The organism is Desulfovibrio desulfopostgatei (assembly GCF_053570645.1).
Genome location: NZ_JBRBQS010000002.1, coordinates 3,297,474 through 3,314,314, shown reverse-complemented (window position 1 = coordinate 3,314,314; position 16,841 = coordinate 3,297,474). Strand labels below are relative to the sequence as shown.

Annotated in this window: 13 protein-coding genes; 2 read left to right on the top strand and 11 right to left on the bottom strand. The window is 58.3% G+C overall.

Annotated elements, in window-relative coordinates; all coding sequences use genetic code 11:
* Positions 1 to 231 precede the first annotated feature (231 nt).
* The 11 genes from ACUZ9Q_RS14395 to ACUZ9Q_RS14345 form a co-directional block, all read right to left on the bottom strand.
* Positions 232 to 939 carry a cytidylyltransferase domain-containing protein gene (locus tag ACUZ9Q_RS14395; RefSeq protein ID WP_225530015.1) on the bottom strand — a complete coding sequence of 236 codons (708 nt, stop codon included), beginning with the start codon at positions 937 to 939 and terminating at the stop codon, positions 232 to 234.
* A gap of 1 nt (position 940) precedes the next feature.
* The gene (locus ACUZ9Q_RS14390) at positions 941 to 2,629 is read right to left on the bottom strand and encodes a cytidine 5'-phosphate N-acetylneuraminic acid synthetase (RefSeq protein ID WP_192113160.1); all 1,689 of its coding nucleotides are present in this window, start codon (positions 2,627 to 2,629) and stop codon (positions 941 to 943) included.
* A gap of 94 nt (positions 2,630 to 2,723) precedes the next feature.
* On the bottom strand, positions 2,724 to 3,911 hold the full coding sequence (locus ACUZ9Q_RS14385) for a DegT/DnrJ/EryC1/StrS family aminotransferase (RefSeq protein ID WP_192113159.1): 1,188 nt from the start codon (positions 3,909 to 3,911) through the stop codon (positions 2,724 to 2,726).
* A gap of 96 nt (positions 3,912 to 4,007) precedes the next feature.
* A complete protein-coding gene (locus ACUZ9Q_RS14380; protein WP_411329959.1) occupies positions 4,008 to 5,087 on the bottom strand; it encodes an iron-containing alcohol dehydrogenase family protein in 1,080 nt (359 codons plus the stop codon).
* A 140-nt stretch (positions 5,088 to 5,227) separates the two neighbouring features.
* A complete protein-coding gene (locus ACUZ9Q_RS14375; protein ID WP_449248095.1) occupies positions 5,228 to 5,668 on the bottom strand; it encodes a DUF805 domain-containing protein in 441 nt (146 codons plus the stop codon).
* Between the two features lie 24 nt (positions 5,669 to 5,692).
* Positions 5,693 to 6,550: a bifunctional methylenetetrahydrofolate dehydrogenase/methenyltetrahydrofolate cyclohydrolase FolD gene (gene folD, locus ACUZ9Q_RS14370; protein WP_449248094.1), complete on the bottom strand. Its 858-nt coding sequence runs from the start codon at positions 6,548 to 6,550 to the stop codon at positions 5,693 to 5,695.
* Positions 6,551 to 6,739: 189 nt separating this feature from the next.
* Positions 6,740 to 8,041, bottom strand: coding sequence for a phosphopyruvate hydratase (gene eno / locus ACUZ9Q_RS14365; RefSeq protein WP_192113155.1), 1,302 nt, complete (start codon positions 8,039 to 8,041; stop codon positions 6,740 to 6,742).
* A 132-nt stretch (positions 8,042 to 8,173) separates the two neighbouring features.
* On the bottom strand, positions 8,174 to 8,968 hold the full coding sequence (locus tag ACUZ9Q_RS14360; protein ID WP_022659053.1) for a type III pantothenate kinase: 795 nt from the start codon (positions 8,966 to 8,968) through the stop codon (positions 8,174 to 8,176).
* Between the two features lie 256 nt (positions 8,969 to 9,224).
* Positions 9,225 to 11,054, bottom strand: coding sequence for a glutamine--fructose-6-phosphate transaminase (isomerizing) (gene glmS, locus ACUZ9Q_RS14355; protein WP_449248093.1), 1,830 nt, complete (start codon positions 11,052 to 11,054; stop codon positions 9,225 to 9,227).
* Between the two features lie 221 nt (positions 11,055 to 11,275).
* Positions 11,276 to 13,195, bottom strand: a complete 1,920-nt coding sequence (locus tag ACUZ9Q_RS14350; RefSeq protein ID WP_449248092.1) for a SurA N-terminal domain-containing protein — start codon at positions 13,193 to 13,195, stop codon at positions 11,276 to 11,278.
* 139 nt (positions 13,196 to 13,334) lie between these two features.
* Complete coding sequence (locus ACUZ9Q_RS14345) at positions 13,335 to 14,972, bottom strand: sigma-54-dependent Fis family transcriptional regulator (RefSeq protein WP_192113151.1); 1,638 nt, start codon at positions 14,970 to 14,972, stop codon at positions 13,335 to 13,337.
* 333 nt (positions 14,973 to 15,305) lie between these two features.
* Between ACUZ9Q_RS14345 and ACUZ9Q_RS14340 the strand changes: the two genes are divergently transcribed.
* Both ACUZ9Q_RS14340 and ACUZ9Q_RS14335 read left to right on the top strand, forming a co-directional pair.
* The gene (locus tag ACUZ9Q_RS14340) at positions 15,306 to 15,590 is read left to right on the top strand and encodes a UxaA family hydrolase (RefSeq protein WP_192113150.1); all 285 of its coding nucleotides are present in this window, start codon (positions 15,306 to 15,308) and stop codon (positions 15,588 to 15,590) included.
* Positions 15,591 to 15,594: 4 nt separating this feature from the next.
* Positions 15,595 to 16,755: a UxaA family hydrolase gene (locus tag ACUZ9Q_RS14335; protein ID WP_022659048.1), complete on the top strand. Its 1,161-nt coding sequence runs from the start codon at positions 15,595 to 15,597 to the stop codon at positions 16,753 to 16,755.
* The last annotated feature ends 86 nt before the right edge of the window (positions 16,756 to 16,841 follow it).

Here is a 16,841-nt window from a genome sequence, read left to right as displayed (position 1 = left end):
AAAAGCCCCCAAGGAGTCTCCCAGCCCATATTACGGGCCAAAAAACACCTTGGGGGCTTGAGCATGCATCCCTGAACCAAACTAGGGGTTGTTTCTCAATAAAAAATTTTGCGCCGAGTACAAGGAAAACAGTGTTTTTTACGACAGGAGACTACGCTTTCTGTCCATGACTGGAGTAAAAAATGCTGGATGGCGCAGTGACTGGCCAAAAGAATTATTGGGAAAAGGCCCCTAGCCAAACACGCGCACAATGTCCCTTGCGTCCATGTCGGGGTGGATGGGCTTGAGCGCCAGACGGCAGAAGTCGTCAGACCTGTCCATATCCAGCTTGAGTTCGGGGCGGCGCAGCCAGTCTTCTTCCGGATCAAACGTGCCTATTTTAAAGCTGGCGGCATTGTCCCATATGTAGTTGAGACAGTGCTCGCGCTGCGAGGTCTGGGCGGCCTTGGCGTCCAGTTCTTCCAGCAGATCGCGTGAAAGGATTTCCGCACCAAGGCCGTCTGGCCAGAGGTTGTTGCGCGGAATATGGTTATAGGCATAGTCCCAGCCGCCCTGATCGTAAAAATCCACCAGCCGGTCAATGGCCCCGGCCCAGATGAGCGGATTATCGGCGCACACACGTACCACACGCCCGGCATCCGCCGTGCGGGCCGCCAGACAGAAACGCGCCAGCACATCGTCCTCCGAACCGGCAACGCAGGGCACGCCGCGCCTTTGCAGATGCTCCATGAGTACACGGTCAAGGGGCGTATCCGGCACGGCCACCATGATGCCGTCAAGCTTTGCCGCCTGCGCCAGCCGCCGCGTTACCCAGTCTATAACGGGCACATCGCGCAGACAGAGCAGCGATTTCATGGGGAGCCGCGTGGAGCCGAGGCGGGCCTGAACAATGGCTATAACCTTGCCGGTCTTGCGCATGGGTGTTCCTTTGTGGAGCATGTTACGCTTGCTGCGGTTCTGCGGGAGCGGCATTTTCCGCCGCCTGAGGGGCGGCTGCGCCTTCCTGCAGGATATTCTGCATGAGGGCTACAACGCGCCCCTTGTTGGCCGTAAAATTAAGGGCGTTCTGGCGATCCCAAAAACGTTTGCGCCGGGGATTCTTGAGCATGGCCAGAAAAACATTGCGAATCTTGGCATCGCTGACCCTGTCCATAATGCCCACAAAGGCAAAGCCGTTGCGTGGGCGGGCAAAGGTGTGGCGCGCCTCGCGCTCGTGGTGGGCCAGCACCATTGAAGGAATCCGCATGTGAGCCAGCTCGTACACCGTGCGCCCTGCGGAGCAGATGGCGAGGTCGGCCCCTTCCATCATGCGGCTCATGACGTTGGTGGCCCAGGTAAATTCCACCAGCGGGTTATCCAGCCGTGCCAGATGCGCCTCCATGGCGTCCTTGTGGGCATAGCCCGGCCCCGCCACAAGGCGGATGCGGATGCCGTAGGCCCGGCAGATGGGTTCGATAATGTCCAGTACCCGGCGCGAGCAGTCGTTGAGATCCGTGCCGCCAAAGGTGATGAGCACTGTTCTGAGTTCAGGGCGGAAGGGATTGCGCGCCGCACCCAGAAACTCATCGCGCAGGCAAAAATAATCCGGCCCGTAGCGCAGGCGCTCGTTGCTGTCCCTGTCTTCGTACAGGGCGTTGACCACCAGCCGCGCCCAGTCCGCGCCGGGGCCTTCATCCTCAAAATTGACGCAGCGCACGCCAGCCGTGGTCAGGCGCGCCATATAGGCCGCCGTGGTGTTCAGAATATCGTTGACCACCAGGTCGGGCCGCATGCGCAGCACAGTGTCTGCCAGCTCCTCGTTGCCCTGGCGCACGATCTTGTAGTCTTTGCGGGCAATGCTTTCCACCGCCAGCTCGCTCTCGCGCGTGCAGACAAAGCTGATCTTGTGATTGGTGATCTCGTGCGCCAGCATCAGCGCGCGGAACACATGCCCCATGCCGATGGCGGGCCAGCCAGCCACCACAAAGACCACATGCCGCCGCTGCAAAAGGTGCTCGCAGATCCACCAATCCTGATAGCCCTGAATTTCAATGGCCCTGTCGTTGAGAAAATACGGCACTATCTTGCCGCGCCCAAGCGTGTGGCCGTTGGCCTTGTCCAGCAGTGAAAGCCGCAAAATGATCAGCGCGCGGCTTTCCACCACCAGCATTTTTTCGCTGTCGTGCCCGGCGTCTTCGTCCAGCAGGCTCTCAAGCCCTTCGCCCTGCACATTCCAGATGCGCTGGCGCATGCTTTTGACCGTCACCAGACTATCGGCCTGCGCCTCGCGAAAGCGCTTCCAGGCGTCTTCCACATCCACCCATGTGAGCAGAGGGCAGGAGGCGCGCAAAATCATGCAATGCTCGTATTCCCGCGCAAGCTCTGTCAGCAGGCCGCGCATTTCGGTAACAATATCAAGGCTGGTGAACCGCAGATCCTTGTTCCAGTGGTGCCGCACGCCCGCGCGTTCGCAGATGAGCGCGATCTCCTGACTGTCGGTCAGCACAACAATATCATCGCCGGGCAAGACGCCGCGCGCGGTATTGACGGCCCGTTCCACAAGCGTAACCCCGGCCAGTTTTTTAACAAGCTGGTCAGGAATGACGGCATTTTTCTTGATGGCAGGTATGACGATGCAGCGTTCTTTCACGTGTGTTCTCGGCTGTGCGGAAGGAGCAGGGCGCAGTGAGCAAACCCCGGACAACATCGTGAAACCGATGCCGTCCGGGGCAATACAGACCGCGTTAGCGCAGGCTGGCCAGAACCTCGCGGGTGGAAGCCAGCATGTAGTCAAATTCCTCATCCGTCAGCCAGTGCTGGAAGGGGAAGGAAATCATGGCGTCAAAGAAGGTGTCGGCATTGGGGCAGTCGGCCTTGCCCATGCCCAGACGGCGGTAGTAATCGTAGCGGTCCAGCGGAATATACTGCACCACGCACTTCACGCCTTTTTCATTGAACATGGCGCGTATAAAGCGGTCGCGGGCTTCGGTGCCCGTGGTCATGCGCGCGGCCAGCAGGTGATAGTTGTGGCGGCGCGAATCCTCGCGGTGGAACTCCAGCTCGGGAAAATCCGCCAGCGCATCAATGAAGCGCAGTGCGCGGGCGCGCTTTTCGTCATTGATGGCGTCGATACGCTCAAGCAGCTTTGCCCCAAGCGCGCATTCCACTTCGCCAAGGCAATAGTTGTTGGGCTGCAGGGGTTCCCCGTCCAGCATGGGCAGATCAACGTTGCCCATGGCGGGCTTCCAGTAGTCGGGCCGTTCAAAATCATAGCCGCAATGCCCGTTGTGGCGCAGGGTTGGCACCAGGGCCGCCAGCTTGGGATCGCGCACATAGAGCATGCCGCCCTCACCAAGGGTGGTGAGGTTCTTGTGCGAATGGAAGGAGAAAACGGCCATGTCGCCAAAACTGCCAGCCTTTTTGCCATTCAGCTCGGAGCCGATGGACTGGGCCGCATCTTCGATGAGGATAAGCCCGCGCTCTTTGCACAGGGCGGCAATGCCTACCATGTCTGCCACATAACCGTACAGATGCACCACCACAACGGCCTTGGTGCGGGGCGTAATGGCTTTTTCGATGCTTTCGGCTGTAACGACCCGGGTAAGAAGGTCAACGTCAGCCCAGGCCATTGTGGCGCCCTTTTTGATGTAGGGGTAGGCAGAGGCCGTAAAGGTATGCGAAGGCATGACCACTTCATCGCCGGGCTTGAAGCGGCACAGTTGGGCCGAAAGCTCCAGAGCCGAAACGCCGTTCATGGTCACAAAGCAGCTGCCCTGGGCAACGCCTTGATAGCTGGCAAACTTGCTTTCAAAATCACGCATGTGCACGCCCTGGGTGAGCGTGTCGGCATTGCGCATGACATCAACAACTACGGCGATTTCTTCTTCCGTGTAGCGGATGGCGCGGCCACTGAAATTCACTTTAAGGTCCATGAGGACTCCTTGTGGCAAATGCGCCGCCGGAAGGCCCGACGGCGCACAATATGCGGTTATCACTGCAAGCGGAGGCGCTGGTTGCGCCGTGCGTGGCTACATGCGCTTGAAGCGCTCGATAACGTTTTCCTTGGTGAGTATCTTTTTGAAATCCGGGCCAAGGCGGTTGGAAAGGGGCTTTTCGTGCACAATGCTGGCGCCGTAAAGGGCATCGTACTGCGCATCGGTAAGGCCCTGGCAGATGCCCTTGGGCAGGTCGATGCCCTGGCGTTCCATCATGGCCATAAAGTCTTTGTATTCATTGGGGTAGATGTCTTCCAGCACGGTGAGGGCATGGCAGTTGGCAATGCCGTGGTGCATGTGCAGCACCATGCTGAGACCAGCGGAAAGGGGATGCACCACGCCCACGAAACCGGCGGCCATGCCGCCCAGGAAGGAGGCGATCATGAGCTTTTCGCGGTTTTCATCGCTCATCATGTCGCTGGAAAGGTAGACCTGCTTGCTGAGGTCAATGGCCTTTTCAGCCAGGGAATCCACCACCACGTTGCGGTAAGAGCCGGTGATGCTCTCAAAGCAGTGCATGTAGGTGTCGATACCCGTGTAGAAATACTGGTTGCGCGGCACGCTGGCGGTCAGGTCAGGGTCGAGCAGCACCTGTTCAAACATGGTGTAGTCGCTGTTCATGCCCAGCTTGATGTTCTTTTCCTCGTTGCAGATGATACCAGTGCGCGAGGTTTCGGAACCCGTACCGGAAAGGGTGGGAACGGCGATTTTGTAGGGAGCGGGGTTCTTGACCAGTTCCCATCCCTGATAGTTTTCGGCCTTGCCGGGGTTGTTCAGCAGGTTGCCCACGCACTTGCAGGTATCAAGAACGCAGCCGCCGCCAAAAGCCAGCAGGGCGCAAGGGGCCGTGCCGTTAAGGAAGGCCTTCACCTTGTCGGTGTAGCCGTCAATGCTGTCAGTGGTGGGCTCGTTGGTGGTGTCCACATAGACCACCATGTCCTTGCTTTCCACGGGCAGCTTGGCAATGAGATCCTTGCCTTCAAAAAAATGGTCAATAAAGAACACGGCAGGGCCGTTCACCGCGGCGCGGCGCGCGCCGATCAGATCGCCAAGCTGGGCAAGGCTGCCCGAACCAATCATATAGTAACCGACATTCTTTGCGTTGCGAAACATAGTTGCCCTCTCAATATGGCAGATGATGACCGGGCCATACGCTATAGCCGAACGTCTGGCAAGATGGCCTGCAATGGGCCATTGGCGCGGATTTTCGCCTGTTGTCGCCGAAGGGCGGCACAACCATGCTATGTTGGCCCTCAGACCCCGCTGTCGTCAAGTGGATCAGGGCCAAAACGGTTGGGTCCGGAGGTTCCTTTAAGCGCATATACGACCATCAGCCCGATGCTCGCAATGCCCACGGCCAGGGGCGCCATAATATACAGCCACTCGGCATCAGTCACCAGGCCGATCAGGCCAGGCAGCATCAAGACCGCAGGCAGTGCCTGCCACCAGCCGGAAAGGTCGCGGTCGTGCAGCCTGCGCGTTGACACGCTCACCGTTGGCAGCAGCAGCCACAGGGCCTGCACGGCACTGATGATGGAAGCCAGCGCTGGCGCAATAGCGCCCACAATGGCCACTGCAATATTGATCAGCAGCGTGAACAGGCAGAACCACCAGAATTCGGAGCGCGAGGCCCGGCCCTTAAAGCTGCAATACTTCTTGGTCAGGCAGATTTTTACGGCATCCCTGAATTCCATGCGCTCTCCCTCCAGCGGGCAAGATCAGGCCCGGTGCTGCCGCCATGACTGCACGGTATTGCCCAGCAGCATGGCAATGGTCATGGGGCCAACGCCGCCGGGCACAGGCGTAATGGCATGCGCCTTGGGGCTTACGCTGGCAAAGTCAGCATCGCCGCACAGACCTTCGGGAGTGCGGTTGATGCCCACGTCAATGACCACCGCGCCCTGGCGCACCATGTCGCCCGTGATGCAGCGGGGCCTGCCCATGGCAAGAAACAGAAAATCGGCCTGACGGCACTGCTCGGCAAGATCGGGCGTGCGCGAATGGCATACGGTCACCGTGGCATCGCCAAAACGGCCAGAACGGGCCAGCAGCATGGCCAGCGGTTTGCCCACAATGTTGGAGCGGCCCACAACCACGGCTTTCTTACCACTGGTGGGCAGGTCGTAGCGGCGCAGCAGCTCCATGACCCCGGCGGGCGTGCAGGAGACAAAACCCGGCAAGCCCAGCGAAAGACGGCCCACACTCACAGGGTGGAAACCGTCCACGTCCTTTTCCGGATCAATGGCCAGCAGGCATTCCTGCGCGTCCAGGCCCTTGGGCAGTGGCAGTTGCAGCAAGATGCCGTCCACAGCGGGATTGGCGTTGCACTCGGCAATGAGCCGCAGCAGATCCTGCTGGCTGGTGGTGGCGGGCAAATGGTGCGGAAAGGAAACAATACCGGCTTCGGCGCAGGCGCGTTCCTTGTTGCGCACATAGACCTGCGAGGCAGGGTCTTCGCCCACAAGGATAACTGCAAGGCCCGGCGCACGATGGCCCTCGGCACGTGCGGCGGCCACTTCCGCGCCAAGTTCCGCCCGGATGTCGGCGGCGGTTTTTTTGCCGTCAATCAAGATCATGTCAAACTCCAAAAAATAAGATAGCCGCCGCAAACAGGGCGACCGCCGCGCCCGGCCGGTGCGACGGTCGCTGGTGGTACCCGCGCCCTTCCAATATGGTTGCGCGCGGGTTGGAGGTCCATACGCGATCAGCTTGTGAAAAGCCCGCAGACCCTGCCGTAGCGCGGCCTGACCTGCGGGCGGAGAAACCTAGTCTTCGTCTTCTGCCTGGAGATAGTATTCGGCCATGATGGGGCCGAAGAAGTCCGCATCATCGTCCAGCTCTTCTTCAATGCGCAGCAACTGGTTGTACTTGGCCATGCGTTCGGAGCGGCAAAGTGAACCGGTCTTGATCTGCCCGGCGTTGACGCCCACGGCGAGGTCGGCAATGAAGCTGTCCTCGGTTTCGCCGGAGCGGTGCGAAACAACGGTGCTGTACGAAGCTTCCTTGGCCATTTCGATGGTGTCCAGGGTTTCCGTAACCGTGCCGATCTGGTTGAGCTTGATAAGGATGGAGTTACCCACGCCCTGATCAATGCCCTCGGCCAGAATGCCGGGGTTGGTCACGAACACGTCGTCGCCCACCAGCTGGATGTGGTCGCCCAGAGAGGCGGTCAGCATGCCCCAGCCGTCCCAATCGCTTTCGGCCATGCCGTCTTCGATGGAGATGAGGGGGTACTTCTGGGTGAATTCGGCCAGCCAGTCGCTCATTTCGGCATTGTTGAAGGTCTTGCCTTCACCGCCAAGCACATATTTGCCGTCCTTATAAAATTCGCTGGCCGCGGCGTCGATGGCCAGAGCCACTTCGGAACCGGGGTTGTAACCCGCTTCTTCAATGGCCTTGATGATGTAGGTAAAGGCTTCATCATGGTTCTTCAGGTTGGGGGCAAAGCCGCCTTCGTCGCCCACGCTGGTCACGTGGCCGTCCTTCTTGAGGATTGCCTGAAGGGTGTGGAAAATCTCCGCGCCAATACGCAGGGAATCACGGAAGGTCATGGCCCCCACGGGCATGATCATGAATTCCTGAATATCCAGATTGTTGGGAGCATGCGCGCCGCCGTTGATGATGTTCATCATGGGCACGGGCAGCACCTTGGCGTTGATGCCGCCAAGATACTTGTAGAGCGGCAGGCCAAGAAATTCGGAAGCCACGCGCGCGCAGGCCATGGAAACGCCCAGCATGGCGTTGGCGCCAAGGCGGGATTTGTTGTCAGTGCCGTCAAGATCGATAAGGGTGTTGTCGATCTGCACCTGACGCAGCACGTCCATGCCGACAATGGCTTCGGCGATTTCGCCGTTGACGTTGTCAACGGCCTTGGTCACGCCCTTGCCGCCAAAACGGCTCTTGTCGCCATCACGCATTTCCAGGGCTTCGCGGCTGCCCGTGGAGGCCCCGGAGGGCACTGCTGCGCGGGCACTGTGACCGGATTCCAGCGTCACTTCCACTTCAACAGTGGGGTTGCCGCGCGAATCGAGAATCTCACGGCCATAAACAGAAGCAATGCTGCTCATTGTCTACTCCTTTTGCCCTGGCGGGCTTGTTTACGAAAATGCTTGCCACGGGCAAAGGCCGGTGGTCTGCGGATCATGTCGATCAGAAAATTTGTCAGTGAGCCGCCTGACAGGCGGGCTGGATTCATGGCGCTATTCGTCAGTGCCGGGTTCTTCGTAGTGCAGCCTGCGCAGGCCCTCGAGCAGGAGCATGGGCAGCACCTGATCAAACACGTTGCTGACTCGGGCGATGGAAGAGGCAAAGCCCCCTGTGCCAAGCACCTTGACCGGGCCGGACATCTGCCTCTTGAGGCGCTGTGTGAGGCCCTCGACCATACAGGCAAAGCCAAAAACAAGACCGTGCTGGATGCTGGTGGTGGTATTGCGGCCCGGCGTAGGCTCGTTGGCGCGCACGTCAAGGTTGACCCTCGGCAGCTTGGCGGCCTCGCGCGAAAGCGCGGTCAGGGCCGTGCGCGGGCCGGGGAATATCAGGCCGCCCATGTAGGCATCGCCGCTCACGCAGTCAATGGTCACTGCCGTGCCAAAATCGACAATAAGCAGAGAAGGTGTTTCCGGATACATACGGCGTGCAGCGTAGGCCCCCACCAGCCTGTCCGCGCCCACTTCCGCGGGGCGTTCATAGCGGTTTTCAAGCGGAACGGGCAGTTCCTTGCCCACGCGCTGCAAGGGGCAGCCCACATAGCGGGCCACAGCCTCACGCAGCAGTGGGTCAAAACCGGGCGCCACAGAAGACGCAACGCAGGCCTTGAGTTGCGCTGGCGCAACGCCCGCATGCTGCAAAAGAGTGAGAAGGGTAAGACCAAAATTGTCCGCCGACTGGGCGGTATCGGTGCGCAGGGTGTACGAGGTCAGCACATGACGCTCGTTGCCCAGCCCAATCTTGATGGATGTATTGCCTATGTCGAAAAGCAGAATCTCGGGCTGCATGTGCGCCTCCGCAAAGGCCTGAAAGGTTACAGAGCCGGATTATGCCCAATTTGCCCGCACTAGGCAAGCCGCACAGAATCAGGGCATTAGGCGGCAATTGCCTGCCGGATATGACTGAATCGAATATCAGACACCGGACAGGCCGGACAACAGATGCACCACAGCAAGCCCCGCGCCTGCCGGCGGATATATTTGCACGACAGGCGCGGGGCAACTGTTTTTCCGGCGACGCAGTTCCCGCCGGGGGCTGATATGTCTATTCCACCGTTACGCTCTTGGCCAGGTTGCGGGGTTGGTCCACATCCTTGCCGAGGTAGTCGGCAGTTTCATAGCTGAAAAGCTGGAGCGCAGGCAGAGCCATAAAGCCCGCCAGAGGAGCGGGCAGGGAAGGGATAACCCAGGTATCTTCCGCGCCAAGGTCAAAGCCTTCGTTGGTCAGGGCGATAACCTTGCCCTGCCGGGCCTGCACCTCGACCATATTGGACTTCACCTTGGGCAACAGGACATCATCCAGCGCCAGGGCAAAAGTGGGGAACGAGGGGTCAATCAGGGCAATGGGGCCGTGCTTCATTTCGCCAGCCGCGTAGCCTTCCGCATGGATGTACGAAAGTTCCTTGAGCTTCAGCGCGCCTTCCAGAGCCAGGGAGTAGCAATGACCGCGCCCAAGATAGAAGAAGTTGCGGGCCTGGGCGTACTTGCGCGAAAGCTCGCGCGCCTTTTCGTGCATGGCGGGCAGCGAGGCGTCCAGCAGCGCGGGCAGGTTTTCCAGCATGTGGATTATCTTGCGCCTTTCGTCCGCAGACATGGTGCCGTTGCGCTTGCTCCAGTACAGGGCCATGAGGGCCAGCATGAGCATCTGGCTGCACATGGCCTTGGTGGAGGCCACGCTGATTTCAGGCCCGGCCTGGGTGTAGAGCACGGCGGAGGCATCACGTGCAATGGACGAGCCCACCACGTTGCACAGGCCAAGCACGGTCACGCCCTTTTCCTTGGCAATGCGCAGGGCTGCCAGAGTATCGGCGGTTTCGCCGCTCTGGCTGATGACGAGCACCATGTCGTCCTTGTCCAGCAGCAGGGTGTCCCGGTAGCGGAACTCGGAGGCGATTTCCACCTGCACGGGCACATGCGCCCAATGCTCCAGCAGATGCCGCCCCCACAGGCCGGAATGGTAAGACGTGCCGCAGGCCACGATGTGCAGGCGGCGCGGCACAGGCAGGCTGTCCAGCTCCGCAAGGCGCACATCGCTGTGGTCGCCTTCAATGCGGCCAGTGAGGCCATCGGTGATAACGCGGGGCTGCTCAAAAATTTCCTTGAGCATAAAGTGACGGTAGCCGCCCTTTTGCGCGGCCTGCATGTCCCACTGGATGGTCTGCGGCTCGGGCTGCACCGGGCTCAGATCCTTAAGGCGCATGATGGCGTAGTCAGAAGCAGTGGCGCGCACCAGCTCGCCGTCTTCGAGAAACACCACCTGACGCGTGTAGGGCAGAAAGGCCGGGATGTCGGACGCCACAAAGTTTTCGCCCGTGCCTTGACCAAAGATAAGCGGAGCAGACATGCGCGCGGCGTAGATGACGCCGGGCTCGTTTTTGTCCATAAGGCAGACCGCGTATGCGCCGTGCGCTTCGCGCAGGGCGGCGGCAAAAGCGTGCAACAGGTCAGGCTCGGTCTTGCGGCATTCGGCTATGAGGTTCACCAGCACTTCGGTGTCTGTCTCGGAGCTGAACGTATAGCCCCTGCCCGTCAGGTCAGCCTTGATTTCCTGATAATTTTCAATGATGCCGTTGTGCACAATGGCGAGCGTGCCATCGTTGGAACGGTGGGGGTGGGCGTTGCGCTCGGCGGGCACGCCGTGGGTGGCCCAACGGGTGTGGCCCATGGCGCTCGTGGGGGTGGTCACGCCTTCTTCGTGGGCGAGCTTTTCTTCCAGCGCGGCCAGCTTGCCGGTGGCGCGCACCACATGCAGATCGCCCTGACGGGCAAAAGCCACGCCCGCAGAATCGTACCCACGGTATTCCAGACGGCGCAAGCCCTCAACTACAACGGGTACCGCAGGCCTGTGACCCGCATAACCGATAATGCCGCACATAGAGTGCCTCCTTTTATCGCCGGGCAAGGCCCGTTCACAGACCACTCGGTCGACCTGTGAGAAATAGGTAGGTATGTCGTTTTGTAAATATCCCTGCCGCCAGAACGGAGAGGGTTGGGGGGAAATATGCAAGGCCGGAACCGCAATACGCGGTTCCGGTCGAGAGTTCAATGTGTCTGTCGCCTGCGCGCCGGGGGCGCTGGGCCATCGGCAGGGCAGAGCTACATGTTCTTTCTGTCCACAATATCCATGTTGTGCACTTCAACCTTGGCGGTCGAAAGCAGGCGCTGCATGAAAGTTTCATACATGCCCTGAAGGCGCTCGCGCTCCACGGCGTTGACCATGATGTCCTTGATCATGTCCCACTCTGCGGGATCGGGAGGCTGCACAGCTCCAACATGCACGAGTACGGCGCCCTGACCGTCCTTGGGGCTGTTGACGGCAAAAGCCGCAGGCAGCCACTGGCCCACCTTGGCATGGAACAGGGCCGCGGCAAGTTCGGGGTCTGCCCCAAAATCTGCCAGACTTCCGCTACGATCCATGGGATTAGCGGTCTTGATGCCCATGCCCGTCTTAACCGTGGGATTGATGGGGCCGTCCGCAAGGTTCTTGCGGCGCTCCGCTGCCGCACGCATGGCTTCGGCAAGGGCCTTTTCGCCCTGCAAACGGGCAAAAATTTTATCTTTCACAGCTTCAAGCGGCGCGGTGGATGCGGGCTCAGCCTTGAGCACACGGGCCACCACATAGGCATCACCAGCTTCAAGCGCCCTGTCCACCGGCGAATTGGCCGGGGTCTTTTCAAGACTCGCGGCGGCTTCGGCGTTGATGCCCATCTTTTGCTGCAGCTCCTGTGCAGAGGCCATGCCCGTTTGCTGGGCTTCCAGCCCCAGGGCTTGCGCGCTTTTTTCAAGCGGCTTGCCGAGGATGTTGTCTTCAATGAGGTTATCAAGGACATCGCGCAGTTTGTCCGCGCCCTGTTCTTTGGCAATGGCCTTGCGCACGTCGGCGGCAACGCTGGCAAAGGGCTGCGTGTCTCCGCCCTTCTTTTCCTCCACCTTGATGATGTGCAGGCCAAACTGGCTGCGCACAGGCGCGGAAACCTTGCCGGGTTCAAGGGCAAAGGCAGTGTCTTCAAAAGGCTTGACCGTGGTGCCGCGCTTGATCCAGCCAAGCTCGCCGCCGGGGCCGGCAGCATTGGGGCCGTTGTGGGCATTGGCCACATCGGCAAAGCTTTTGCCGCTTTTGAGTTCTTTTTCAATGGCCGCAGCAGATTCCTGGGCCTTCTTTACGTCCGCCTCGGCGGCGTCTTCGGCCAGCGGCACAAGAATGTGCGCGGCCTTGACCTCTTCCTGCTGGTTGAAGCGAGCGAGATTGGCATCGTACCACTTGCGGGCGTCAACCTCGCTGATGGCTTCGGGCTTGACCAGATTTTCTGGCGAAATACGAATATATGCCACGTCCACCTTGGGAGGAATGGCAAATTCAGCCTTGTGGCTGTCGTAATAGGCGGTTACTTCCGCATCCGAAGGCTTGGCGTTTGCCATGAAATCGGCAGCAGGAATAAAGATGTAGTCAGGCACCCGCTGTTCACGCAGGAAGTTGTAGCGGTTCTGGGCTTCGGCAGGGTCATGCCATGCTGCGGCAGTGACAAGGGCAAAGAGCTTCTGCCGCAGCAGGTCTTCGCTCATGTCATGCTCGTACTGCGCGGGCGAAATGCGCTGCATTTCCAAAACCCGCTTGTAGGCCTGAGGGTCAAACTGCCCTTTGGCATTCTGAAAAGCCGGAATCTGCCCCACGGCAATGCGCAGCTCGAGCGGCGTCACGGTAATGCCCGCGCTGGCAGCTTCCTGACGCACGAGAGTCTGGCTGACCAGATCGCGCAGCACCTGACGGCCAAGCCCCTGACGAACCTGCTCGCGCGTTGCGCCGGGGTTGTTGCGCATCACGGATTCTTCCGCATTGCGATAGGCGAGTTCAAAATCACGCACAGTAATGGGCTCGCCGTTAACCATGGCGACCACATTGCCCGCGCCCCGGTCTTTCATACTGCCCACGCCCCAGAAAACAAAGACAAGGATAATGAGGCCAAAAGCCAGTTTGACGCCAAGAGACTGCGAATTGGAACGGATATACTCAAGCATGCTTACTCCGAGATGCGGTATTTCCCAAAAGATAGGGAGGCATCATAAGCGCAAACTGTGGGAAACTCAACAACAGGAACAGTACGAAAGAAAATAGCCACCTATCGACTTGCGGCACCGCGAGCGGGAGCAAAAAACGCTACCTGTCCATACCCAACTTGCGCATCCTGTGTTGCAGGGTAGAGCGCGGCACGCCCAGCAGCACCGCTGCTCCTCGCGGCCCCGAAATTCGCCCGCCGGACTGGCGCAACGCCCGTTCGATATGGGCACGCTCATTTTCTTCAAGTGTGGGGAGGCGCTCCGGGGCTGTCGCCTGCACGCTGCCTGGGCCGCCAGATACCGGGGCAGCAACGCTCCCAGAAATTCCGCCCGCCTCAGAAACGGCTGACTCGCAAGGCTGTTTCTCAGCAGATTCAGGTTCCCACTGGTGCAGGGCCTCCAAAACAAAATCCTCCGTGACCGCCGAATCCAGCGAATGAAGCAGCATACGGCTCACCACATTGCGCAGTTCACGGATATTGCCGGGCCATGAATGCCCGTGCAGGGCCTGCACCACGGAACGGCTCAGCCGGGGAGGGCGTATCTCGTACTCCTTGGAGAACTGATGAATAAAGTGGTCCACAAACAGGGGAATATCGCTTTTGCGCTCCCGTAGCGAAGGCATACGCACAACCACTGAACCGAGCCTGTAATACAGATCCCGCCGCAGTCGCCCCTCGGCCATGGCTGCTGCCAGATCAATATTGGTGGCTGAAATTACGCGGATGTCCACGCCCGTGGATTCAGCCTCGCCCACGCGCTCAAAGGAATTTTCTTCCATGACCAGCAGCAGTTTGCTCTGCATTTCCGGCGCAAGTTCGCCAATTTCATCCAGAAACAGGGTCCCGTGCTGGGCCAGTTCAATACGGCCAATACGCTTGGCTGTGGCCCCGGTAAAAGCACCCTTTGCATAGCCGAACATTTCGCTTTCAAAAAGCGTGGGGGCGATAGAAGGGCAGTTGACCTTTACGAAGTTTTCTTCCCTTCGCGGGCTGTGACGATGCAGCCAACGCGCCAGCATGCTTTTACCCGTGCCTGTTTCTCCGGTGATAAGCACGGGAATGTTCAACTTTGCAACTTTGCGCACCACAGCCATTGTGCGCACCATGGGCGGCGTCTCGAGCAGCTTGCTTTCAAGCAGAATACTGCTTGAGTCATCCTGCATTCTGCCGGAATGCTCCGTCACTGGCCTGACCTTTGCCATGCGTTCCTCAGCCAGGACTGCGAACAGAAAAGCCGTGAGCACTGGCGTAAGCTCAATAAGAAAATTCAGAATCTCAACAATATTATCAGGCTGTTTTACAAAGGAGACGTGCAGCGTGCCAATGACCTCGCGGTTGATGATCAGGGGCAGGGCAATAGTTGCGTTAAGGCCCACTGACGAGAGCGGCATGGGGCCATCGCCCAGATTATGCACAGAAAGGTCATTAATAACCACAGGTTTGCGCGAGGATATGGCAAGCCCAGCAACCGTGTTGCGCGCTATGCGCGTATTTGAAAGCGATTCTACCACGGTTCCGTCCGCAGCGGTGAACAGGTTCAGAAATTCCCGTTCTGCGTCATAGAGATTAATACAAAATCTGTCATAGTGAAAAAGTTCACGAAGTTGTTTGGATAAAATCTGAAAGAAAGCGTTCCTGTCGATTTTTCCGGCCACAATGCGCGCCAGATGGTGAACAACCTGTCCGACAGTGAGAGAGGGGCTGCTCAGCCCCTTAGGGGTAATTTTATATTTCATTCTGTCCGCCTGTATTTGGGTAATTTTATGCCCAAATATAATCATTTTTACCAATAAATCAATGTATTCACTGGTTATTCAATCAAGTTTGTGAAAATAAGTCCATCATTCTCATGAGATATCTGGCAGCATACTTTTTGGCACACCAATTGCTCTATATCTTGCAGCAAGGCTTAAAGGCAGAAAATATTATTGGTATTTATGTGTGGATATACAATACTCCACAGATGCAAACTAATAATTTTGCAAAATGTACTCTTGTTTTGCTCATACTGCCATTAAGTTTTTGCTTCAAAAAACTTTTTTATAGCAATGTTATTAAAGGAGAGCGGTATGGTAACCCATTTTGTGGTTCACGAACCCGGCGATAGCGTCGGCGTTATCGTTGTCGAAGGGGTGAAGAAAGGCGACAAGCTCAATGGCTGGGTCATGGACGGCAACCAGAGCATCGACTTTGAAACGCTGAACGACATTCCGATCGGCCACAAGATTGCCCTTAAGGATATGGCTGTGGGCGACACCGTCATCAAGTACGGCACTGACATTGGCAAGGTTGTGCAGCCCATCAAGCGTGGCGAGCACCTGCATGTCCACAACGTCAAAACCAAAAGGTGGTGATCTGATGCAACAGACATTTATGGCCTATCGCCGCGAAAATGGCCGCGTGGGCATCCGTAACCACGTTATCATTCTGCCCCTGGACGATCTTTCCAACGCCGCTTGCGAAGCGGTAGCCAACAACGTCAAGGGCACCCTGGCTCTTCCCCACGCTTATGGCCGCCTTCAGTTCGGCGAAGACCTTGACCTGCATTTCCGCACGCTGATCGGCGTGGGCTCCAACCCCAACGTTGCCGCCGTTATCGTTATCGGCATTGAGCCCCAGTGGACCAAGCGCGTGGTAGACGGTATCGCCAAGACCGGCAAGCCCGTTGAAGGATTTGCCATCGAACAGCACGGCGACCTTGAAACCATTTGCAGCGCCTCCCGCAAGGCCAAGGAATTCATGCACTTCGCCACCGAATTGCAACGCACCGAATGCAAGGTAAACGAGTTGTGGGTTTCCACCAAGTGCGGTGAATCCGACACCACCTCCGGTATTGCCGCCAACCCCACCGTTGGCAACGCTTTTGACAAACTGTGGGAAAAGGGCGCCACCACCCTCTTTGGTGAAACCACTGAGATCACCGGCGGCGAACATCTGGTTATGGAACGTTGCGCCAACGATGAGGTCCGGGCCAAGTTCAAGGGCTTTTTTGACCGCTACGCCAAGGTTGTGGACGACCACAAAACAGACGATCTCAGCGACTCCCAGCCCACCAAGGGCAACATTGAAGGCGGCCTGACCACCATTGAAGAAAAAGCCCTGGGCAATGTGCAGAAAATTGGCCGCAAAGCCCCTGTTATCGGCTGCCTCGACAAGGCTGAAATGCCCACCGGCCCCGGCTTGTGGTTCATGGATTCTTCTTCCGCCGCTGCTGAAATGGTTACGCTCTGCGCGGCCTCCGGTTTTGTGGTGCACTTTTTCCCCACGGGCCAGGGCAACATCATCGGCAATCCCATTCTGCCGGTGATTAAACTTTCGGCCAACCCCCGTACCGTGCGCACCATGAGCGAGCACATCGATGTTGACGTTTCCGGTATTCTGCGCCGCGAAATCAACCTTGATGCCGCTGGCGACAAGCTGCTTGAAATGATGTTCCGCACCTGCAATGGACGCAATACATCCGCTGAAGTTCTGGGACACAGAGAATTCATTATGACCCGTTTGTACGAAAGCGCCTAAGTTGCGTTATGTATCCTGGGAAAGTTGCTTTCCCAGGATACTTTCCTCCCCAAAAAAGGAATGATACTGCTTTCGAAAAGGAGGCC